The organism is Streptomyces sp. S3(2020) (assembly GCF_013044505.1).
Lineage (GTDB): Bacteria > Actinomycetota > Actinomycetes > Streptomycetales > Streptomycetaceae > Streptomyces.
In genome coordinates this window covers 1-21,666 of the sequence record NZ_JABERD010000165.1, presented here as the reverse complement: position 1 = coordinate 21,666, position 21,666 = coordinate 1, and the positions used below count along the sequence as shown (strand labels likewise).

The following is a 21,666-nucleotide window of genomic DNA, read 5'->3' as shown; positions in this document are numbered from 1 at the left end:
GGCGGGCGTTGCGCAGTGCGGTTCGTGGTGGGTCGGGGCCGCACCGGGGGGTGTCCGTCCTCGGTCGGGCGACACTGTCCTCCGGGGCGGTGAACTTGGTCGGACGCCCGACGCTGCGGGCGGACACCCCCCGGTACGTCCCCTGCTCGCCGTTGCGCAAGCGCGGGCCCGTCCCACCTGGGGTTCGTCGGCTGCGGGTCTACGGTGGTCCGCGCCAGGGCTACTCGGCGAGGTGCCGTTCCACCGTCGCCACCTTGGAGGTCAGGCCGTCGGTCACGCCGGGGCGGATGTCCGCCTTGAGGACCAGGGACACGCGCGGGGCGCGTTCCTCGACCGCGGCTACGGCACGCTTCACCACGTCCATCACCTCGTCCCAGTCGCCCTCGATCGAGGTGAACATCGCGTCGGTACGGTTCGGCAGGCCCGACTCGCGGACGATGCGGACGGCGTCGGCGACGTACTCCCCGACCTCGTCGCCCACGCCGAGCGGTGTGACGGAGAAGGCGACGATCATGACGGCTTCACCGCGCTCTCCTGGCGGGCGCGGGAGGCGATGACTGCGTCGACTGCGTTCTCGGCCTCACGCTTCAGCTTGCGCTCGGCGAAGAAGCCGCCGGTGGGCAGGACCGAGAGGACGAAGTACAGGGCGGCGGTGTTCACGGACCACTTCGTACGGTTCCAGGCGTCGGCCCAGAAGATCACGTACAGGACGAAGAGGACGCCGTGGACCATGCCCATCACGGGCACCGCGTTGAAGTCCGTGGTCCGCTTCAGGACCGAGCAGACGAGCAGGAGCAGGAACGAGACCGCCTCGGGGGCGGAGACGAGGCGGAGGCGGCGGAGGGCGCTGGCGGTCTTGAGGTCCACGGGTCACCTTCGGTGGAGGGGCGTCGACGCTTTGTGAATGCGTGCACAAACGTTTGCCCATTGTGGCAAACGGCTGAGCGGGGACAGGCCGGGGGGTCCGTCGTCGACGTCTCGCAGCGAGGAGTGCGTGTGCGGTTCGTCTTCTCCATGACCGCCCGCCGCTGACCCCCTAGGGGTGCGATCAGGGTGCCTCTCCACCCACGGGCTCTGTCGGCAAGGCCTTTCCGGGAGCTACCTTCGCAGCGTGGCGATGTTCCGACTTCAAGGAAGCAAGGTGCTCGCCGTCGAGATGTCCGGGGACGCCGTGAAGGCGAAGAACGGCTCGATGGTCGCGTACGACGGGCAGATGGCGTTCAAGAAGCTCAGTGGGGGTGGTGAGGGGATCCGGGGGATGGTGACCCGGCGGATCACCGGTGAGCAGATGACGGTGATGGAGGTGAGGGGGCAGGGGACCTGCTGGTTCGCCGATCGCGCCTCCGAGATCAATCTCGTCGGTCTCCAGGGGGACAAGCTGTACGTCGAGTCGAGCAATCTGCTCGCGACCGACGGGGGGCTCAGGACGGGCACGAGCTTCACCGGTCTGCGCGGGGCCTCGCAGGGCAACGGGCTGTTCACGACCACGGTCGAGGGGCATGGGCAGGCGGCGATCACCTCGGACGGGCCGGCTGTGGTGCTGCGGGTCAGCCCGCAGTACCCGCTGAGCGTCGACCCGGGGGCGTACATCGCGCACCAGGGGAATCTGCGGCAGTCCTTCCAGTCCGGTGTGACCTTCCGCACCCTCATGGGAGAGGGCGGCGGCGAGGCCTTCCAGATCCGCTTCGAGGGGGACGGTCTGGTGTACGTCCAGCCCAGCGAGCGCAACACGATCGCGGGGGATGTCTGAGATGGCGTTCCGTGAGATCAACTCGAAGATGATCGAGGCGACCGTCATGCCCGGGCAGCGGTTGTTCAGCCAGCGCGGCGCGATGCTCGCCTACCGGGGCGAGGTGTCCTTCACGCCCAACACCCAGGGCGGCCAGGGCGGGATCGCCTCGATGATCGGGCGCCGGGTCGCCGGCGAGGCCACTCCCCTGATGACCGTGGAGGGCAGCGGCACCGTCCTGTTCGGGCACGGCGGCCACCACGTCCAGGTGATCGGCCTCACCGGCGACACCCTGTACGTCGAGGCGGACCGACTCCTCGCCTTCGAGGGCACCCTGGAGCAGGGCACGATGTTCATGGGCTCGCAGGGCGGCGTCATGGGCATGGTCCGCGGCCAGGTCACCGGCCAGGGGCTGTTCACCACCACCCTCAAGGGGCACGGCTCGGTCGCCGTGATGGCCCACGGCGGCGTCATCGAGCTGCCGATCACCCCGCAGCGGCCGGTCCATGTCGACCCGCAGGCCTACGTCGCCCATCACGGCGACGTCCGCAACAAGCTGTCCACCGCGCTCGGCTGGCGCGACATGGTGGGCCGTGGCTCCGGCGAGGCCTTCCAGCTGGAGCTCAGTGGTCACGGAGCGGTGTTCGTCCAGGCGTCGGAGGAAAAGCTGTGAGCACTCACCCGGGCGCGGGCCCCACCGTCCACGACCCCACGACGCTGCCCGTCGACGACAACGTGAACAACTACACCTTCTGCGTGGAGCTCAAGGGGAGCCAGTGGTTCCTGCAGAAGGGGAAGATGATCGCCTACTACGGCTCGATCGACTTCAACGGCGTCGGGCACGGGCGACTCGACCGACTTGTCCGTACGTCCTTTCATTCGCCTCTGCACGCGAGCGACTGGGTCGTGGCCGAGGGCTCGGGCAAGATGCTCCTCGCCGACCGGGCCTTCGATGTGAATTCGTACGACCTCGAGAACGGCAACCTGACCATTCGCTCAGGCAACTTGCTCGCTTTTCAGCCAACTCTTGCCCTCAAGCAATCGATCGTGCCGGGTTTTCTGACCCTGATCGGAACCGGAAAGTTCGTGGCCGCATCTAACGGCCCGGTGGTGTTCATGGAACCCCCGATCCGGGTGGACCCGCAGGCGCTCGTCGGCTGGGCCGACTGCCCGTCGCCGTGCCATCACTACGACCACGGCTACATGACCGGCCTGATGGGCGGTCTACGTGCGATGACTGGCCTGGGCGGGGCGTCCGGAGAGGAGCATCAGTTCGAGTTCGTGGGGGCCGGCACCGTGCTGCTCCAGTCCTCCGAGGCGCTGATGGCGGAGCAGGCCACGGGGGCGGTTCCCCACCAGGCCGGAGTACCCGGTTCCGGAGTGCCCTCCACAGGCCCTTCACAGCAAGCGGGCACACCGCGCCTTCCCGGACAGCTGGGAGACCTCCAGCGTCGCTTCGGGCTGTGAGCGGTAGTCTGCGGAGTGTGACGTCGAACGTGTGCACGCCGTCACGCCGAAACCCTCACTAGTTCGCCTTTCAACTTCTTAGGTAGACTTCATTCATGGAGACCGAGACGGCCACGCCCTGGCTGACCGATGCGGAGCAGTGCGCCTGGCGCACCCACCTGGAGGTCAACAGGCTGTTGACGTACCAGCTCGAAAAGGACCTCCAGCCGTTCGGACTGACGATGAACGACTACGAGATCCTGGTGAATCTCTCCGAGTCGGAGGACGTACGGATGCGGATGAGCGACCTCGCGTCCGCCACCCTCCAGTCCAAGAGCCGCCTCTCGCACCAGATCACCCGCATGGAGAACGCGGACCTGGTGCGGCGCGAGAACTGCGAGTCGGACCGCCGCGGTCTGTACGCGGTCCTCACCGAGCACGGCATGGAGACGATGAAGAAGGTCGCGCCACACCACGTGGCGTCCGTGCGGCGGCACTTCATCGACCTGCTGAACCCCGAGTCCATGGTGGAGCTCGACAAGTCCCTCAAGCCCATCGCGGAGCATCTGCGCGGCCAGCGCGGGCGCCCCTGACACCCCTCTTGCGCCACGACGGGCCCGCGGACGAAGCACCGGACAGCTAAGCGCTCAGCGGCAGGCGGAGTTCGAAAAGGGCTCCGCCTGCCGGTGCGTCGCGGACCGTGAGTGTGCCGCCGTGACGTGCGGCGACGTCCCGGGCGATGGCGAGCCCGAGCCCGGCACCGCCGTCGTCACGGCTGCGGGCCTCGTCGAGCCGTACGAACCGCTCGAAGATCCGCTCCCGGTCGGCCTCGGCCACCCCGTCCCCGTCGTCGGCGACCTCGACGACGGCCCACGCCCCGTCCCGCCGTACGGTCACACCGATCGCCGCACGGGCGTGCCGCTGCGCGTTGTCGAGCAGATTGCCGATCACCCGCCCCAGCTGGCTCCGGGACCCCACCACCGCCACGTCCGCCGCCTCGACGGTCACCCCGTCCCGGCCCCGCGCCTCCCGCAGCGCCACCTCACCGAGGTCGAGCCGCTTGTCGCCGGGCCCCTCCCCCGCGTCCAGCCGGGCGAGCAGCAGCAGGTCGGCGGCGAGGCGCTGGAGTCGTACGGTGTCCTCGACCGCGCCCGGCACATCCAGCAGCTCCGGGTGGGCGGCGCCCACTTCGAGCTGGGTGCGCAGGGACGCGATCGGGCTGCGCAGTTCGTGCGAGGCGTCGGCGACGAACCGGCGCTGGCGCTCCACGGAGGTCTCCAGCGCGGCCAGCGTCACGTTGGTGGTGCGGGCGAGCCTGGCGACCTCGTCGTGGGTGTCCGGCTCGGGCACACGTCGCGCGAGGTCCTCGGAGGCGGTGATCGCGGCCATCTCGCGCCGGATGCCCTCGACCGGGCGCAGGGCTCGCCGGGTGACGAGCCAGGTCGCGGCGGCGACGACGCCGAGCAGCAGGGGGAAGCCGATCAGCATGACGGTGAGCGCGGTGTCCACGGCGCTCTGTTCGGTGTCCAGGGACTCGCCGGCGTAGACGGTCAGCTCGGCCCCGGCGTCGGTCTCCACGGTGAGCGCGGCGAAACGGTAGTCGGCGCTCTCGCCGTCGATGGTCGCGGTGCCGTCGGTGAGCTCGATGTCGTCGCCGATCTCGCCGGGTTCGAGGGCGGTGTCGTCGTCCGCGTCGTCGTCGGAGTCGTCGTCGTCCCCCGAGCCCGTGGTGCCGCCCGCGCCTCCCGTGCCGCCGGCCTGCGTCTGTGCCTTCACGGCGTCGGTGGCGGTGCCGCTGATCCGCTCCAGGCCGTCGCTGACCGCGACCAGCGTGCCCTTGGCGTCGACGACCTGGACCGGGTTCTCGTCGTCCAGGTCCAGGTCGGCGTACGACTTCCCGGTGGCGAGCAGGGTGGCCACGCCGCGCGCCGAGCGTTCCGCCTGGGTGTCCGCCTGGTCGATGAGGTTGGACCGCAGCGAGAACAGCACCGCCGACCCGGCCATCACCAGCGCCACGGCCACGACGACACTGGCCCCGAGGGTCGCGCGCGAGCGGACCGAGCCGAAGAACCTGCTCACCGTTCCGCCTCCAGCCGGTACCCCGCGCCGCGGACCGTCTTGATGACGCCGGAGCGCAGCTTGCGCCGCAGGGCGCTGACGTAGACCTCGACGATGTTGGGGTCGCCGTCGTAGGCGAAGTCCCAGACGTGGTCCAGGATCTGCGCCTTGGACACGACCTCGCCCGCGCGGGTGACGAGCTGCTCCAGGACCGCGAACTCCTTCGCGGTGAGTGTCACCTCGTCGTCGGCGAGGAAGACCCGGCGGGCCGCGGTGTCGACCCTGAGGTCACCGTGCACCAGCACGGGCGACGCCCCGGCGCCCTGGCCCCGGCGGCGCAGCAGCGCCTTGACGCGGGCGACGAGGACGACGTACGAGAAGGGCTTGGTGAGGTAGTCGTCGGCGCCCGTGTCCAGTCCCTCCGCCTCGTCGTACTCGCCGTCCTTGGCGGTGAGCATCAGGATCGGCACGTCGTGGCCGGCGGCGCGCAGGGCGCCGCAGACCTTGTAGCCGTTGAGGCCGGGCAACATGATGTCGAGGATCACGAGGTCGTACGTCCCCTCGGTGGCCCTGTGCAGGCCCTCCCGGCCGTCGTGGACCACGTCCACGGCGTATCCCTCGGCCGTCAGACCCTTCGCAAGCGACAAGGCCAGCCGCTTCTCGTCCTCCACGATCAACAGGCGCATGCGTACAGGGTGGCAAAGGCAAGCTGAAGATCGCTTCAGGTGGCTTCAGGTTCCCCTCAGCGTCGGTCGGCGATGTTTGTCCTCGTCGAAAGCGAGCGAATCGCTGGAACCGAGCGAAAACGATCGAAGGGGAAGGAACCCTCATGAAGCGCAACATCGTCATCGCCACCCTCACCGCCGCAGCCCTGGCCACCGGCGGCACCGTCGCGGCCTTCGCCGCGGGCGACGACGAGACGGCGGCGCAGCGCCAGTCGAGCTCCGGTACGCAGGTGGTCGTCGACCACGACGACCGCGACGACGCCAACGACGCCGACGACCGGGCGGACGACGTGAACGACGTGAACGACGACGTCGAGGACCGTACGACGGTCGCCACCGGCGATGTCAGCGCCGCCGAGGCGATCGCCGCCGCGCTGAAGAGCGTCCCGGGCACGGCCGTCTCCGCCGACCTGGACGACCAGGACGACAACGGCAAGGTCGTGTGGGGCGTCGACGTGCTGGGCGACGGCAACACCTGGCACAGCGTCACGATCGACCCCGCCACCGGCAAGGTCCTCGGCTCCCACACCGAGCGGGAGGACGACACCGCCCAGGTGCGGGCCGCCCTGAAGGGTGCGTCCGTGACGGCCGCGCAGGCGGCGGAGGCGGCCGCCGCGAAGGGCACCGTGACCTCCGTGGACCTCGACGACGACGGTGCCTCGCAGGCCTGGGACGTGGAGACCCGCGGCTCCACGTCCCAGGCCGACCAGGACTGGCAGGTCGACCTGAACAGCGGCAAGGTCACGGCGGACCGCTCGGACGGCGACGAGGACTGACCCCAGGTCACAGGACCCGCACGTCACTAGCGGCGGGCGCGGCGGTCGTACGCTCCGGCGTACGGCCGCTTCGCCGTGTCCCGACCAGTGTGCTGACCAGCGCCCCGGCCAGTGCCGCCACCATCGCGACCGCCCCCGCCGCCGCGAAGCACACCCCCAGCGGCAGCCGCTCCACCAGCAGCCCCGCGGTCGCGGCGCCGGTCGAACTCCCGGCGTTGACGGCCGTGTTGACCCAGGCGCCGGCCTGTGTGCGGAAGCCCGGCGGGGCCGCCTCGTCGGCGATCAGGTACGCCGTCGTCAGGGCCGGTGCGACGAACGCCCCGGCGAGGGCCGCCGCCAGGGCGAGGGTGCCGGTGCCGGGGGCCGTTCCCGCGGCGGCCAGGGTGAGGCCCAGGCCGGCGCAGAGGAGCGGGAGGCGGACCCGGGCGGGCATCCGCCAGTCGACGGCGCCGTTCAGCAGCCCGCCCACCGCGCTGCCCGCCGACAGTGCCGCGAGGACCCAGGCGACGGTGTCGTCCCCCTGGTGCCGGGCCGCGGCGAAGGCCACGACCAGGAGGTCGACCGCGGCCAGCGACAGCCCCACGCCCGCCGCCACGACCACCGGCTGCGCCAGGGCCCCGCGGGGCAGCGAACCGGCCCTGGCCGTACGGGACTCGGGGTCCCCGGCGGGACGTATCGAGGAGACCGCGGGCGAGGTGACGAAGGCGAGCGTGCCCGCCGCCATGAGCAGGGCGCCCAGCAGGACGCCGACGGCCGGGGAGGCGATGCCGATCACCACACCGACCAGCAACGGGCCGGTGACGTAGAGGAGTTCCTCCGCGACGCCGTCCAGGCTGTAGGCGCGCTGCAACAGCGGGCGGTCACCGACGAGTTCGCCCCACACCATGCGCATCGTGGGGCCGAGCGGGGGCGCGCAGGCGCCCGTGACGGCCGCGGTCGCGCCGAGCACCACCGCGGGTGCGCCCGGCCGCCAGCTCACCGCCGCGAGCACACAGAGCAGGGTCGTGTGGAGCAGGGCCATGGGGATCAGGGCCCGCCGGGGCCCGTACCGGTCGACCAGCGCCGCCCGGTACGGCGACAGGAGCACACCCGAGGCTCCGAACAGCGCCATGACGACACCGGCCACGGCGTAGGACCCGGTCGCCCGGGTGACGGCGAGCATGACGGCGATCGGGGCCGTGCCGTACGACAGCCGGCCGCCGAGGGCCGCCAGGAAGGTGCGGCGGGCATGGGGAACACGGAGCACGGCGGCATACGAAGGCCGCCGCGAGGACGCGGACATGAGGGGGTTCCTCTGCTGGAGGCATGAGCGGGGGACGCCGAAGTGCCGCGACGGCCGTCATCGGCCGGTCGCGAGCGGGGCGCGCGCTATGCCAAGAGAAGGAACATGTGGATCAACGTACCAACCGTGCGCGGAACTTGGCCAGGGGGGTGGGTCGGTGGCGCGGGCGCGGGGATGGGCAGACGCACCTCGGGCCCATGTGAGAAAGCGCAGGTCACCGGGTTCGGCGTGGGACGGATCAGCCGGTTGCCACGCGCCGGGGCCTGCGCCGGGCCGCCGGGTCCGCGTCAGGCCCGTCAGGCACCCTCGACGAAACGGCCGCCTGGGTCATCCCAACAGCCCGACTCGGCCCCCTCAGCCCCGCGTGAGCCCCGTCACCAGTTCATCCGCCGCCCTGTACGGGTCCAGCTCCCCCGCCACGATCCGGTCCGCCAGCGCGTCCAGGCGGCGGTCTCCGTGCAGGTCGCCGATCCTCTCGCGCAGGGCCGTGACCGCGATGGTCTCCACCTCGCGGGCGGCGCGGGCGCGGCGGCGTTCGGCCAGGACTCCGCGCTCCTCCATCCAGGCGCGGTGCTTCTCCAGCGCCTCGACGACCTCGTCGATGCCCTCGGCGCGGGCGGCGACCGTCTTCACGATCGGCGGGCGCCAGTCGCCGGGGCCGCGGGACTCGCCGAGGCCCAGCATGTGGTTGAGCTCACGGGCGGTGGCGTCGGCGCCGTCGCGGTCGGCCTTGTTGACGACGTACACATCGCCGATCTCCAGGATTCCGGCCTTGGCCGCCTGGATGCCGTCGCCCATGCCCGGGGCCAGCAGGACCACGCTGGTGTCCGCCTGGGAGGCGATCTCGACCTCGGACTGGCCGACGCCGACCGTCTCGACGAGGACCACGTCGCAGCCCGCCGCGTCCAGGACCCGGATCGCCTGCGGGGCCGACCAGGCCAGGCCGCCGAGGTGGCCGCGCGTGGCCATCGAGCGGATGTAGACGCCCGGGTCGGAGGCGTGGTCCGACATCCGGACGCGGTCGCCGAGCAGGGCGCCGCCCGAGAAGGGCGAGGACGGGTCGACGGCCAGGACGCCGACCCGCCTGCCCTGCTTGCGGTACGCGGTGACCAGGGCGGACGTGGACGTCGACTTGCCCACGCCCGGCGAACCGGTCAGGCCCACGACATAGGCGTTGCCCGTGAGCGGGGCCAGCGCCGCCATGACCTCCCTGAGCTGCGGGGACGCCCCCTCCACCAGGGAGATCAGCCGGGCCACGGCCCGTGGCCTGCCCTCCCTCGCCTGGGCCACAAGGGTGGAGACGTCCTGCATCACAGCTCCGTTCACCTAGGAAACGTACGAGACCTCAGGCCTTGGGTACCCGCACGATGAGCGCGTCACCCTGACCACCGCCGCCGCACAGCGCGGCCGCGCCGACACCGCCGCCGCGCCGCTTCAGCTCCAGCGCCAGGTGCAGCACCAGACGGGCGCCGGACATGCCGATCGGGTGGCCCAGGGCGATGGCACCACCGTTGACGTTCACCGATTCGGTGGACACCCCGAGGTCCTTCATTGACTGGACCGCGACGGCGGCGAAGGCCTCGTTGATCTCGATCAGGTCGAGGTCGGAGACCTCCAGGCCCTCCTTCTTCAGGGCGTGGAGGATGGCGTTGGACGGCTGGGACTGGAGGGAGTTGTCCGGTCCCGCCACATTGCCGTGGGCGCCGATCTCGGCGATCCACTCCAGGCCGAGCTCCTGTGCCTTGGTCTTGCTCATCACGACCACGGCCGCGGCGCCGTCGGAGATCTGCGAGGACGTGCCCGCCGTGATGGTGCCGTCGCGGGTGAACGCCGGACGCAGCTTGCCCAGGGACTCCGCGGTGGTCTCCGCGCGGATGCCCTCGTCCTTGCTGAAGACGACCGGCTCGCCCTTGCGCTGCGGGATCTCGACCGGGGTGATCTCGGCCTCGAAGATGCCGTTCTTCTGGGCGGCCGCGGCCCGCTGGTGGGACAGGGCGGCGATCTCGTCCTGCTCGGGGCGCTGGATGCCGAGGCGCGCGTTGTGCTTCTCCGTGGACTCGCCCATGGCGATGTTCTCGAAGGCGTCGGTCAGACCGTCGTAGGCCATGGCGTCGAGCATCTCGATGGCGCCGTACTTGAAGCCCTCGCGGGACTTCGGGAGCAGGTGGGGCGCGTTGGTCATGGACTCCTGGCCGCCCGCGACGATCACGTCGAACTCTCCGGCGCGGATCAGCTGGTCGGCCAGCGCGATCGCGTCGAGGCCCGACAGGCAGACCTTGTTGATGGTGAGCGCCGGGACGCCCATCGGGATGCCGGCCTTGACCGCGGCCTGGCGCGCCGGGATCTGGCCCGCTCCGGCCTGGAGCACCTGGCCCATGATCACGTACTGCACCTGGTCGCCGCCGATTCCCGCACGGTCGAGGGCGGCCTTGATCGCGAAGCCGCCGAGGTCGGCTCCGGAGAAGGACTTCAGGGAGCCGAGCAACCGTCCCATCGGGGTGCGGGCACCCGCCACGATGACGGACGTCGTGCTGTTCGAACCAGACATGAGGTGCGATCCCCTTTCAGCTGCACAGCTGAGGAGTGAACGAGGGTTTACTGCGAATGTACTGAGTGGCACTCCGTGCCGTCACCGGGCCGTCGGTGTGATCGCGCGCACGTTGCGTAACCACCTCCGGAGCGCTGCACTGAGTTCCATGCTGACGCGAATCGACCACATCGGGATCGCCTGTTTCGACCTGGACAGGACTGTCGAGTTCTACCGGGCCACCTATGGCTTCGAGGTGTACCACTCCGAGGTCAACGAGGAGCAGGGCGTGCGCGAGGCCATGCTCAAGATCAACGACACCTCGGACGGCGGGGCCTCCTACCTCCAGCTCCTGGAGCCGACCCGTGAGGACTCCACCGTCGCGAAGTGGCTCGCCAAGAACGGCGAGGGGGTGCACCACATCGCTTTCGGTACGGCGGATGTGGACGCGGAGTCCGCGGACATCCGCGACAAGGGCGTACGTGTTCTGTACGACGAGCCCCGACGCGGCTCCATGGGGTCACGGATCACCTTCCTGCACCCAAAGGATTGCCATGGCGTACTGACAGAACTGGTCACTTCGGCGCCTGTTGAGTCACCTGAGCACTAACCCGCGTACATATGGGCCGGTAGGGTTGGGGGCGGTCGCCTCCCTCGGGGGGTGATCGCGGGCCGGGGTCCGGGTTTTCGGGGGACGAGCGTCGGGGCTGCGGCCCTTGCTCCGCCGTTGATCTGACACCATTCCCCGGGGGCCCCGTTCGGCGGATGGACGGAGCTCGTTTGGCCAGACATGCGACCAGGGGACGGATGGGACCGCGCAGTGCGGGGCTACGAACGCCAGGAGCGAGAGCCGGCGGCTGACGTCGACCACCTCTCTCGGTTCGAGGCCGAGATGGATCGGCTGAAGACCGAGCGGGAAAAGGCGATCCAGCACGCCGAGGACCTCGGCTACCAGGTCGAGGTGCTGCGCGCCAAGTTGCACGAGGCGCGGCGCACCCTCATGTCCCGACCGTCCTACGACGGCGGAGACATCGGCTATCAGGCCGAACAGTTGCTCCGCAACGCCCAGATCCAGGCCGATCAGTTGCGCCAGGACGCCGAGCGCGAGCTGAGCCAGGCGCGGGCGCAGACGCAGCGCATCCTCCAGGAGCACGCCGAGAACGCGGCGCGGCTCCAGGCGGAGCTGCACCAGGAGGCGGTCACCCGCCGCCAGCAGCTGGACCAGGAGCTCTCCGAGCGCCGCCAGACCGTCGAGTCGCACGTCAACGAGAACGTGGCGTGGGCCGAGCAGCTGCGCGCCCGCACCGAGCAACAGGCCCGCCGGCTCCTTGAGGAGTCCCGCGCGGAGGCCGACCAGGCCATGGCCGCCGCCCGCGCGGAGGCCGAGCGGGTCGCCGCCGAGGCCCGGCAGCGGCTCCAGAGCGATGCCGAGACGGCCCGCGCGGAGGCGGAGCAGCTGCTGCGCCGCACCCGCACGGACGCCGAGCGGCTGCTGAACGCGGCGTCCACGCAGGCCCAGGAGGCCACCGACCACGCCGAGCAGATGCGCAGCTCCACGGTCACCGAGTCGGACAGCGCCCGCCGTCAGGCGACCGAGCTGAGCCGTGCCGCCGAGCAGCGGATGGCGGAGGCCGAGGAGGCGCTGCGCAAGGCGCAGAGCGAGGCCGAGAAGCTCGTCAGCGAGGCCAAGGCGACCGCCGAGAAGTCGCTGTCCAGCTCCGAGTCGGCCAACGAACAGCGCACGCGTACGGCCAAGGAGCAGGTCGCCCGGCTGGTCAGCGAGGCCACCAAAGAGGCCGAGACCACCAAGGCGGACGCCGAGCAGGTCGTCGCGGACGCCCGTACGGAGGCCGAGAGGATCGTCGCCGAGGCCTCCGAGAAGGCCCGCACGATCACCGCCGAGGAGACCGCGTCCCAGCTGGGCAAGGCCGCCAAGACCGCCGAGGACGTCCTCAACAAGGCGTCCGAGGAGGCCCGTAACACCACCAAGGCCGCCACCGAGGAGGCCGAGCGGATCCGTTCCGAGGCCGAGGCCGAGGCGGACCGGCTGCGTGCCGAGGCGCATGACATCGCCGAGCAGCTCAAGGGCTCGGCGAAGGACGACACCAAGGAGTACCGGGCCAAGACGGTCGAGCTCCAGGAGGAGGCGCGTCGGCTGCGCGGCGAGGCCGAGCAGCTGCGTGCCGACGCGATCGCCGAGGGCGAGAAGATCCGTGCGGAGGCCCGCAAGGAGGCCGTCCAGCAGATCGAGGAGGCGGCCGGTACCGCCGAGGAGCTCCTCGCCAAGGCCAGGCAGGACGCGGACGAGCTGCGTCAGACGGCCACGACGGACAGCGAGAAGGTCCGCACCGAGGCCATCGAGCGCGCCACCACTCTGCGCCGGCAGGCCGAGGAGACCCTGGAGCGCACCCGCAAGGAGGCCGAGCGGCACCGCGCGGAGGTCGTCGAGCAGTCCGAGGGCATCAAGGCGGACGCCGAGCGGGCCGCGCGCGAGCTGCACGAGGAGACCGAGCAGGCCATAGAGGCCCGCCGGGCCGAGGCCGCCGAAGGACTGACCCGGCTGCACACCGACGCCGAGGAGCGTCTCGCCGCCGCCGAGCAGGCGCTGACCGACGCCCGCGCCGAGGCCGCGCGGATCCGTCGCGAGGCCGCCGAGGAGACCGAGCGGCTGCGTGCCGAGTCCGCCGAGCGGATCCGCACGCTCCAGCAGCAGGCCGCCGAGGAGACCGAGCGGCTGCGCGACGAGGCCGCCGCCGACGCGTCCGCGTCCCGCGCGGAGGGCGAGGCCATCGCCGTACGGCTGCGTTCGGCGGCCGTGGCCGAGGCCGAGCAGCTGAAGGCGGAGGCCCAGGACACCGCCGACCGGGTCCGTGGGGAGGCGCAGGCCGCCGCCGAGCGGCTCGCGACGGAGGCGTCCGAGACGCTGGCCGCCGCCCAGGAGGAGGCCGTACGGCGCCGCCGCGAGGCCGAGGAGACCCTCGGCTCGGCGCGCCAGGAGGCCGACCAGGAGCGCGAGCGGGCCCGCGAGCAGAGCGAGGAGCTGCTGGCCTCCGCCCGCAACCGCGTGGAGGAGGCGCAGGCCGAGGCGGTACGGCTGGTCGAGGAGGCCGACCGGCACGCCACCGAGATGGTGTCGGCGGCCGAACAGCACGCCCAGCAGGTACGGGACTCCGTGGCCGGGCTGCACGAGCAGGCGCAGGAGGAGATCACCGGGCTGCGCAGCGCCGCCGAGCACGCCGCGGACCGCACCCGGCGCGAGGCCGAGGAGGAGGCGGACCGGGTCCGCGGGGACGCCTACGCGGAGCGGGAGCGGGCCAGCGAGGACGCGGGCCGTATCCGGCGCGAGGCGAGCGAGGAGTCGGAGGCTGCCAAGTCGCTGGCCGAGCGCACCGTCGGCGAGGCGATCGCGGAGGCGGAGCGGCTCAGGTCGGACGCCGCCGAGCACGCCCAGCGGGTGCGCACGGACGCCTCGGACGCGATCGCCGAGGCCGACCAGGCCGCCGCCCGGGCCCGGGCCGACGCCCGTGAGGACGCCAACCGCATCCGTTCGGACGCCGCCTCGCAGGCCGACACCCTCATCACCGAGGCGCGCAACGAGGCCGAGCGGCTCACCACGGAGACGCTCACCGACACCGACCGGCTGCGCACGGACACGGTCAACGAGGCCGAGCGCGTACGGTCCGAGGCGGTCACCAAGGCCGAGCGGCTGATCGCGGACGCCACCGGGGACGCGGAGCGGCTGCGCGCCGAGGCCGCCGACACGGTCGGCTCCGCACAGCAGCACGCCGAGCGGATCCGCAACGACTCCGAGCGCGTCAAGGCCGACGCCCTGGCCGAGGCGGACCGGGTCACGACGGCCGCGCGCGAGGAGGCCGAGCGGACTCTCGACGAGGCCCGCAAGGACGCGGGCCGGCGGCGCCAGGACGTGGCCGAGCAGGTCGACACGCTCATCACGGAGACCACGGCCGAGGCGGACAAGCTCCTCACCGAGGCGCAGCAGCAGGCCCACAAGACCACCGCGGACGCGGAGGGGCAGGCCGACTCCATGGTGGGCGCGGCCCGTACGGAGGCCGACCGGCTGGTCTCGGAGGCGACCGTCGAGGGCAACTCCCGGGTGGAGAAGGCCCGTACGGACGCGGACGAGCTGCTCGTCGGTGCCCGCCGGGACGCCACCGCCATAAGGGAGCGGGCCGAGGAGCTGCGCGACCGCATCACGACCGAGATCGAGAACCTGCACGAGCGGGCCCGCCGTGAGGCCGCCGAGACCATGAGGTCGACCGGCGACCGCTGCGACGCGCTCATCAAGGCGTCCGAGGAGCAGCTGGCGAAGGCGCAGGCGAAGGCCAAGGAGCTGGTCTCGGAGGCCAACTCCGAGGCGGGCAAGGTCCGTATCGCCGCCGTGAAGAAGGCCGAGGGGCTCCTGAAGGAGGCCGAGCAGAAGAAGTCGGCGCTCGTGCGGGAGGCCGAGGAGCTCAAGGCGGAGGCGATCCGTGAGGCCCGGCGCACGGTGGAGGAAGGAAAGCGCGAGCTGGAGATCCTGGTGCGCCGCCGCGAGGACATCAACGCCGAGATCTCCCGTGTCCAGGACGTCCTGGAAGCGTTGGAATCCTTCGAGGCCCCTTCGGCGGGCAAGGACGGCGGCGTCAAGGCCGGTATCTCGGTCGGTGCCCCTCGTTCGGGTGTCAAGTCGTCAGACAGTTAGGCGACGGACAGCTGATCGACGGGTTACCGACAGGTCGAATTCCGGTGCCGTCTGGGGCCTTTGACCAAGTTTTTGGCAAGCCGTCCCGGGGTCAGCCACTCAAAAGGGGTGTCATTCTCCAGATCAAACACGTATCCGCTCGATGACACACCGCTTCGGCCCCTAGGATTCCCCCTATCACCTCACCGGTCTCATTTGACAGGAACCCCATGAGCGACACTTCCCCCTACGGCTTCGAGCTAGTGCGGCGTGGGTACGACCGCGCTCAGGTGGACGAACGGATCTCCAAGCTCGTCTCCGACCGTGACAGCGCTCTCTCCCGCATCACCGCTCTGGAAAAGCGCATCGAGGAGCTCCACCTCGAAACGCAGAACGCCGCGGCACAGGTAAGCGACGCCGAGCCGTCGTACGCCGGTCTCGGCGCGCGTGTCGAGAAGATCCTCCGCCTCGCCGAGGAGGAGGCCAAGGATCTGCGCGAGGAGGCCCGTCGCGCGGCCGAACAGCACCGCGAGCTCGCTGAGTCGGCGGCCCAGCAGGTGCGCAATGACGCGGAGTCGTTCGCGTCGGAGCGCAAGGCCAAGGCCGAGGACGAGGGCGTCCGGATCGTCGAGAAGGCGAAGAGCGACTCCTCGCAGCTGCGCCAGGAGGCGCAGAAGGACGCGCAGCAGAAGCGTGAGGAGGCGGACGCCCTCTTCGAGGAGACCCGCGCGAAGGCCGCCCAGGCCGCCGCGGACTTCGAGACGAACCTCGCCAAGCGTCGCGAGCAGTCCGAGCGCGACCTGGCGTCCCGTCAGCAGAAGGCCGAGAAGCGTCTCGCGGAGATCGAGCACCGCGCGGAGCAGCTGCGTCTCGAGGCCGAGAAGCTGCGCACGGACGCCGAGCGCCGGGCCCGTCAGACGGTGGAGACGGCGCAGCGCCAGGCCGAGGACATCGTGGCCGACGCCAACGCCAAGGCCGACCGGATCCGTTCGGAGTCCGAGCGTGAGCTCGCGGCGCTGACCAACCGCCGCGACTCGATCAACGCTCAGCTGACGAACGTCCGCGAGATGCTGGCGACGCTCACGGGCGCCGCGGTGGCCGCGGCCGGTTCGCCGGCCACGGACGACGAGCCGATCTCCCGTGGGGTTCCGGCTCAGCAGTCCCGGTAAGCAGTAGCGCGTTCAGAGGCCCGCACCGTCTCCCCCGAAGGTGCGGGCCTCCGGCGTTCCCGCCAGGGGCAGGAACACGTCGTCGACGATCTCCGTGAGCGTCTGGTCCGTGACCTGTTCCCGGCTCAGCAGCATCTCGTGGCGCAGGAGGTCCGCGGGGAGGGTGAGGACCCGTCGGGGCAGTTCCGCCGTGGGGATCTCGCCGCGCTCGGCGGCCCGCTCGACGAGGGTCCGCAGCACGCCCCGCATGATGCCGAAGAAGGACGGATCCACGTCCCGCGCCTCCGCGAGCAGCCCGTGCAGCGTGTCCGGGCCGATCTCCCGCTGGCGGCGCGCACCCGCGCGGAGCACCTCCAGTACGTCTTCCCGGAGCGAGCCGGTGTCCGGCACCCGGTCGGCGATGGACCCGGTGCGGTGGCGCAGGGCGGCGATGACCAGTTCCGCGCGGTTGGCCCAGCGCCGGTAGAGGACCTGCTTGCCGGTACGCGCGCGCGCGGCGACGCCCTCCATGGTGAGCTTCGCGTAGCCGACCGCCGCCAGTTCCGCCCAGGCCGCGTCCAGGAGGTCGGCCTCCAGCGCCGCTCCGCGCCGCCGTGTGGTCTCGCCGGGCATCCGCACACTCCCCTTTAGGAGACCTTGCGTCTCTTGTAGGCGCGACTCTACCGTGGAGTTAAGAGACGTTCCGTCTCCAAAGGGGGCTGCCATGACCACCACCACCCGTCTGGACCCCGCCGTCCTCAAACTGGCCGGCGTCCTCGTCCTCGGCGCCCTGGCCCCGCTGCTGGACAGCACGATCGTGTCCATAGCCATCCACACCCTCGGCCACGACCTCGGCGCCTCGACGACCGCCGTGCAGTGGGTCGCCACGGCGTATCTGCTGGCCCTGGCGACGGTCGTGCCGGTGTCCGGCTGGGCCGTGGAGCGCTACGGCGCCCGACGCGTGTGGCTGGGCTCGCTCGGCCTCTTCCTCGCCGGGTCGGTGCTGTGCGGGCTCGCCTGGAACATCGGCTCGCTGATCGCCTTCCGGGTCCTCCAGGGCATCGGTGGCGGAGTGCTGCTGCCGGTCCTCCAGACGCTCGTCATGCGGGCCGCGGGCGGACGCGACCTCGGCCGTCTCATGGCCGTGATCACCCTGCCCGCTCTCGTCGGCCCGATCCTCGGCCCCGTCCTCGGCGGCCTGATCGTCGGCCACCTCAGCTGGCGCTGGATCTTCTACGTCAACCTGCCCCTGTGCCTGCTCGCCCTCGCGCTGGCCCGGCGATACCTCCCCGAGGACGGCCCGGGCACCGCGAGCCGCCTCGACACGACCGGCCTACTCCTCCTCTCCCCCGGCCTCGCCGCCCTCGTCTACGGCCTCTCCCAGGACGGCCTCGCCCGGGACACCGCGCTCCCCGTGGGCGCCCTGCTGGTCGCCCTGTTCACGGCCCACGCCCTGCGCGCCCCCGCGCCCCTGGTCGACCTCCGGCTCTTCCAGGACCGCGCCTTCGCCGTCTCCTCGACGCTGATGTTCCTGAACGGCCTCGCCCTGTACGGCGGGATGTTCCTGCTGCCGCTCTACTACCAGCAGGCGCACGGCGAAGGCGTGGTCGCCGCCGGGCTGCTGCTGGCGCCGCAGGGCCTGGGCAGCCTGCTGTCCCGGGCGACGGGCCCCCTCACCGACCGCGTCGGCCCCCGCCCCATCGTCCTCACGGGCCTGCTCCTGTCGGCCCTCGGCACCCTCCCCTTCGCCCTCCACCACCCCGCGGCCGCCCTCCTCCCCCTCGCCCTCGTCGTCCGCGGCCTGGGCATGAGCGCCGCCAACCTCGCCGTGAACGTCGGCGCCTACCAGGGCCTGAGCCCCGACCGCATCCCGCACGGCAGCACCACCGTCCGGATCGTGCAGCAGCTCGGCGGCTCCGCGGGGACCGCCGTCCTGGCCGCCGTGCTCGCCCGGGGCGGCTTCCCGCCCGCCTTCCTCTGGTCGACGGCCTGCACGGTGCTCGCCGCCCTCGTCGCGCTCGCCCTGCCCGCTCAAGTGGCAGCCCCCGAACGCCCGTCTTAGCGTGGCCGCATGATCGAGCTCGAGGGCCTGACCAAGCGCTACGGCGAGAAGGTGGCGGTCAACAACCTGACCTTCACCGTCAGACCGGGAATCGTCACGGGCTTCCTCGGACCCAACGGCGCCGGCAAGTCGACGACGATGCGGATGCTGCTCGGCCTCGACCGCCCCACGGCCGGTGACGTCCGGATCGACGGACAGCACTACGACCACCTGAAGGAACCGCTGAAGTACATCGGCGCCCTGCTGGACGCCAAGGCCATGCACGGCGGGCGCAGCGCCTTCAACCACCTCCTCTGCCTCGCGCAGAGCAACGGCATCCCCCGCCGGCGGGTCGCCGAGGTCCTCGACACCGTCGGCCTCACCGCGGTGGCGAAGAAGAAGGCCAAGGGGTTCTCCCTCGGCATGGGACAGCGGCTCGGCATCGCGGGCGCGCTCCTCGGCGATCCGCGGATCCTGATGTTCGACGAGCCGGTCAACGGGCTCGACCCCGAGGGCATCCACTGGATCCGCAACCTGATGAAGTCCCTCGCGGCACAGGGGCGGACCGTGTTCGTCTCCTCCCACCTGATGAGCGAGATGGCGCTGACCGCCGACCACCTCGTCGTCATCGGACAGGGGCGGCTGCTCGCCGACACCTCCATGGCCGAGTTCATCGAGCAGAACTCACGGTCCTACGTCCGGCTCCGCTCACCCCAGCGCGAGCGGCTGCTCGACGTGCTCCACGAGTCCGGGATCACGGTCGTGGAGAGCGGCAACGGGACGCTGGAGGTCGACGGCGGCAAGCCCGAGCACATCGGGGAGCTGGCCGCGCAGCACCAGATCGTGCTGCACGAGCTGAGCCCTCAGCAGGCCTCCCTGGAGGAGGCGTTCATGCAGCTGACCGCGGAGTCGGTCGAGTACCACGCGCACTCCGACGCACCCGTCGCCGCCGCGCCACCCGAGCCGTGGGGCGACGACTGGAAGGGGAACTGACCATGGCGGCGATCCAGGTCGTACGGTCCGAGTGGACCAAGATCCGGTCGGTGGCCTCCACGGTGTGGACGCTCTCCCTCGCCGTGGTCGTCACCCTCGCCCTCGGCATGCTGATCGCGGCCCTGTCGAAGAACGAGTTCGACAAGATGAGCCGTAACGACCAGCTCTCCTTCGACCCCACCTTCATCAGCTTCGCCGGGATGGGCCTCGGTCAGCTCGCGATGATCGTGTTCGGGGTGCTGGTGGTGTCGAACGAGTACAGCACGGGCATGATCCGCACCTCGCTGGCCGCCGTCCCGCAGCGTGGCACCTTCCTGTTCAGCAAGATCGCGGTGGCGACCGGCCTCTGCCTCGCCGTCGGCCTCGTCACCAGCTTCGTCACCTTCTTCCTGGGGCAGGCGATGCTCGGCTCGCACCGGGCCGAGATCGGCGACCCGGGCGTCCTGCGCGCGGTCATCGGCGGCGGGCTCTACATGACCCTCATCGCGGTGTTCTCGATGGGCGTGGCCACGATGCTGCGCTCGCCGATGCTGTCGCTGGGCATCCTGATGCCGTTCTTCTTCCTGATCTCCAACATCCTCGGCAATGTCTCCGCGACCAAGAAGATCGGCCGGTTCCTGCCCGACCAGGCCGGCAGCAAGATCATGCAGGTGGTCACCCCGATCGACGACGACACCCCGTACGGTCCCTGGGGCGGGCTCGGGATCATGGTGCTGTGGGTGGTCGCGGCGGTCGCGGGCGGATACGTCCTGCTGAAGAAGAGGGACGCATGACGCCCCGGAGCTTTGCTCGCTCTTGAGTGGAACCGTCAGCGCCCCGATAAGCTCCTAACCCTTACGGGGGCGTGTGCCCTGCTGTCCTGAACCTTTCGATGGGTGCGGAGCATGATCGAGGCAGTCGGCCTGACCAAGCAATATGGCGACAAGACCGCTGTGTACAACCTTTCCTTCCAGGTACGGCCCGGTGCCGTCACCGGCTTCCTGGGCCCCAACGGCTCCGGCAAGTCGACGACGATGCGGATGATCCTCGGCCTGGACAACCCCACGTCGGGTCAGGTCACGATCGGCGGCTACCCGTACCGCAAGCTCCCCAACGCCCCCCGCCAGGTCGGCGCGCTGCTCGACGCCAAGGCCGTGCACGGCGGTCGGCACGCCCGCAACCACCTGCTCTGCCTCGCCCAGCTGTCCGGCATCCCCGCCCGCCGGGTGGACGAGGTGCTCGGCGTGGTCGGCCTCCAGGACGTGGCCAGGAAGCGCTCCAAGGGCTTCTCCCTCGGCATGGGCCAGCGGCTCGGCATCGCCGCCGCGCTGCTCGGTGACCCCCAGGTGCTGCTGTTCGACGAGCCGGTCAACGGGCTCGACCCCGAGGGCATCCTCTGGGTGCGCAACCTGATGAAGTCCCTCGCCGCGGAGGGCCGCACGGTCTTCGTCTCCTCGCACCTCATGAGCGAGATGGCGCTGACCGCCGACCACCTGATCGTCATCGGGCGCGGACAGCTGCTGGCCGACATGAGCGTGCAGGACTTCATCGCCGCGAACTCCGCCGGCTTCGCCCGGGTACGCACCCCCGACACCGACCCGCAGCTGCGCGAGAAGCTGACGTCCGCGCTGACCGAGGCGGGCGGGCACGTGCTGCCGGAGCAGGACGGCGCGCTGCGCATCACCGGTCTGCCGCTCCCCCGCATCAGCGACATCGCCCACGACACGGACGTACGCCTCTGGGAGCTCTCCCCGCACCAGGCCTCGCTGGAGGAGGCGTACATGCGGATGACCCAGGGCGCCGTCGACTACCGGTCGACGATCGACCAGAAGGCGGGCCTTCAGCAGCCCCTGCCGCCGGGCGCCCAGCCTCCGATGCCGGTCCCGGGCCAGGGCCAGCCCGGCTGGTACGCGCCGCCGCCTCCGCAGCAGGGCGGCCAGCCGGCCGCGGGTCCGGCGCCCGCGGGCGGGTACGGCACGGGGCAGCCCCCGGCGGGCCCGTACGGCGCCCCCGGCGCGGGTCAGCCCAACCCGTACGCCCAGACGCCTCCCCAGGCCCCTCAGGCCCCGGCTCAGCCCTCCGGTCCCGCGGCCGTGCCCGCGACCCAGCAGCCCGCCGCGAGCGCCCCCGAGCTCCGCGCAGCCCGCCCCCACCGCACCGCCGCACCGCTCGCCCAGGCCCGCCTCAACGCCGCCCCCCCCCCCGCCCCCCCGCCCCCGCCCCCCCTCCGCCCCCCCCCCCCCCCCCCCCCCCCCGCCCCCCCCCACCCGCCCCCCCCCCC

20 protein-coding genes are annotated in these 21,666 nt (G+C 71.4%); 12 read left to right on the top strand and 8 right to left on the bottom strand.

What is annotated here, in order from left to right; all coding sequences use genetic code 11:
* Positions 1-220: 220 nt before the first annotated feature.
* The gene (locus tag HLK59_RS36205) at positions 221-514 is read right to left on the bottom strand and encodes an MTH1187 family thiamine-binding protein (protein WP_171145857.1); all 294 of its coding nucleotides are present in this window, start codon (positions 512-514) and stop codon (positions 221-223) included.
* Positions 511-867 (bottom strand): DUF3817 domain-containing protein, encoded by a 357-nt coding sequence (locus tag HLK59_RS36200; RefSeq protein ID WP_171145856.1) that lies wholly within the window; start codon positions 865-867, stop codon positions 511-513. Before HLK59_RS36200 ends, HLK59_RS36205 begins: the two co-directional genes overlap by 4 nt.
* Positions 868-1,117: 250 nt before the next feature.
* On the opposite strand from HLK59_RS36200, the gene HLK59_RS36195 reads away from it, so the two are divergent.
* The 4 genes from HLK59_RS36195 (at position 1,118) to HLK59_RS36180 (ending at position 3,768) form a co-directional block, all read left to right on the top strand.
* A complete protein-coding gene (locus HLK59_RS36195) occupies positions 1,118-1,750 on the top strand; it encodes an AIM24 family protein (RefSeq protein WP_171145860.1) in 633 nt (210 codons plus the stop codon).
* Between the two features lies 1 nt (position 1,751).
* Positions 1,752-2,402: an AIM24 family protein gene (locus HLK59_RS36190; protein WP_171145859.1), complete on the top strand. Its 651-nt coding sequence runs from the start codon at positions 1,752-1,754 to the stop codon at positions 2,400-2,402.
* Positions 2,399-3,196 (top strand): AIM24 family protein, encoded by a 798-nt coding sequence (locus tag HLK59_RS36185; RefSeq protein ID WP_171145855.1) that lies wholly within the window; start codon positions 2,399-2,401, stop codon positions 3,194-3,196. The genes HLK59_RS36190 and HLK59_RS36185 overlap by 4 nt, the downstream gene beginning before the upstream one ends.
* 95 nt (positions 3,197-3,291) lie before the next feature.
* On the top strand, positions 3,292-3,768 hold the full coding sequence (locus HLK59_RS36180; RefSeq protein ID WP_171145854.1) for a MarR family transcriptional regulator: 477 nt from the start codon (positions 3,292-3,294) through the stop codon (positions 3,766-3,768).
* Between the two features lie 46 nt (positions 3,769-3,814).
* Here the strand turns inward: HLK59_RS36180 and HLK59_RS36175 are convergent, their stop codons facing one another.
* Together HLK59_RS36175 and HLK59_RS36170 are read right to left on the bottom strand one after the other, a co-directional pair.
* Positions 3,815-5,254 carry a HAMP domain-containing sensor histidine kinase gene (locus HLK59_RS36175; protein ID WP_171145853.1) on the bottom strand — a complete coding sequence of 480 codons (1,440 nt, stop codon included), beginning with the start codon at positions 5,252-5,254 and terminating at the stop codon, positions 3,815-3,817.
* Complete coding sequence (locus tag HLK59_RS36170) at positions 5,251-5,919, bottom strand: response regulator transcription factor (protein WP_171145852.1); 669 nt, start codon at positions 5,917-5,919, stop codon at positions 5,251-5,253. The genes HLK59_RS36175 and HLK59_RS36170 overlap by 4 nt, the downstream gene beginning before the upstream one ends.
* A 143-nt stretch (positions 5,920-6,062) precedes the next feature.
* On the opposite strand from HLK59_RS36170, the gene HLK59_RS36165 reads away from it, so the two are divergent.
* Positions 6,063-6,734, top strand: coding sequence for a PepSY domain-containing protein (locus HLK59_RS36165; RefSeq protein WP_171145851.1), 672 nt, complete (start codon positions 6,063-6,065; stop codon positions 6,732-6,734).
* 7 nt (positions 6,735-6,741) lie between these two features.
* On the opposite strand, the gene HLK59_RS36160 is transcribed toward HLK59_RS36165, so the two are convergent.
* The 3 genes from HLK59_RS36160 to HLK59_RS36150 all read right to left on the bottom strand — a co-directional run bounded on the left by HLK59_RS36160 (position 6,742) and on the right by HLK59_RS36150 (position 10,564).
* Positions 6,742-8,016, bottom strand: coding sequence for an MFS transporter (locus tag HLK59_RS36160; protein WP_171145850.1), 1,275 nt, complete (start codon positions 8,014-8,016; stop codon positions 6,742-6,744).
* Positions 8,017-8,370: 354 nt separating this feature from the next.
* Complete coding sequence (gene meaB / locus HLK59_RS36155; RefSeq protein WP_171145858.1) at positions 8,371-9,327, bottom strand: methylmalonyl Co-A mutase-associated GTPase MeaB; 957 nt, start codon at positions 9,325-9,327, stop codon at positions 8,371-8,373.
* A 34-nt stretch (positions 9,328-9,361) separates the two neighbouring features.
* Entirely contained in the window at positions 9,362-10,564 is a 1,203-nt protein-coding gene (locus HLK59_RS36150) for an acetyl-CoA C-acetyltransferase (RefSeq protein ID WP_171145849.1), read from the bottom strand.
* 148 nt (positions 10,565-10,712) lie between these two features.
* On the opposite strand from HLK59_RS36150, the gene mce reads away from it, so the two are divergent.
* The 3 genes from mce to HLK59_RS36135 all read left to right on the top strand — a co-directional run bounded on the left by mce (position 10,713) and on the right by HLK59_RS36135 (position 16,393).
* The gene (mce, locus tag HLK59_RS36145; RefSeq protein ID WP_171145848.1) at positions 10,713-11,153 is read left to right on the top strand and encodes a methylmalonyl-CoA epimerase; all 441 of its coding nucleotides are present in this window, start codon (positions 10,713-10,715) and stop codon (positions 11,151-11,153) included.
* A gap of 210 nt (positions 11,154-11,363) precedes the next feature.
* Positions 11,364-15,245 (top strand): polarized growth protein Scy, encoded by a 3,882-nt coding sequence (gene scy / locus HLK59_RS36140; RefSeq protein WP_171145847.1) that lies wholly within the window; start codon positions 11,364-11,366, stop codon positions 15,243-15,245.
* 209 nt (positions 15,246-15,454) lie between these two features.
* Positions 15,455-16,393 (top strand): cellulose-binding protein, encoded by a 939-nt coding sequence (locus HLK59_RS36135; protein ID WP_171145846.1) that lies wholly within the window; start codon positions 15,455-15,457, stop codon positions 16,391-16,393.
* A gap of 12 nt (positions 16,394-16,405) precedes the next feature.
* Here HLK59_RS36135 and HLK59_RS36130 read toward each other — a convergent pair whose 3' ends face one another.
* Positions 16,406-17,005 carry a TetR/AcrR family transcriptional regulator gene (locus HLK59_RS36130; RefSeq protein WP_171145845.1) on the bottom strand — a complete coding sequence of 200 codons (600 nt, stop codon included), beginning with the start codon at positions 17,003-17,005 and terminating at the stop codon, positions 16,406-16,408.
* A gap of 91 nt (positions 17,006-17,096) precedes the next feature.
* On the opposite strand from HLK59_RS36130, the gene HLK59_RS36125 reads away from it, so the two are divergent.
* The 4 genes from HLK59_RS36125 to HLK59_RS36110 form a co-directional block, all read left to right on the top strand.
* Complete coding sequence (locus HLK59_RS36125) at positions 17,097-18,434, top strand: MDR family MFS transporter (protein WP_171145844.1); 1,338 nt, start codon at positions 17,097-17,099, stop codon at positions 18,432-18,434.
* Positions 18,435-18,443: 9 nt separating this feature from the next.
* Positions 18,444-19,406 carry an ABC transporter ATP-binding protein gene (locus HLK59_RS36120; protein WP_171145843.1) on the top strand — a complete coding sequence of 321 codons (963 nt, stop codon included), beginning with the start codon at positions 18,444-18,446 and terminating at the stop codon, positions 19,404-19,406.
* A 2-nt stretch (positions 19,407-19,408) separates the two neighbouring features.
* Entirely contained in the window at positions 19,409-20,179 is a 771-nt protein-coding gene (locus HLK59_RS36115) for an ABC transporter permease (RefSeq protein ID WP_171145842.1), read from the top strand.
* 111 nt (positions 20,180-20,290) lie between these two features.
* On the top strand, positions 20,291-21,666 hold a 1,376-nt coding region (locus HLK59_RS36110), incomplete at its 3' end, for an ABC transporter ATP-binding protein (RefSeq protein WP_240982846.1).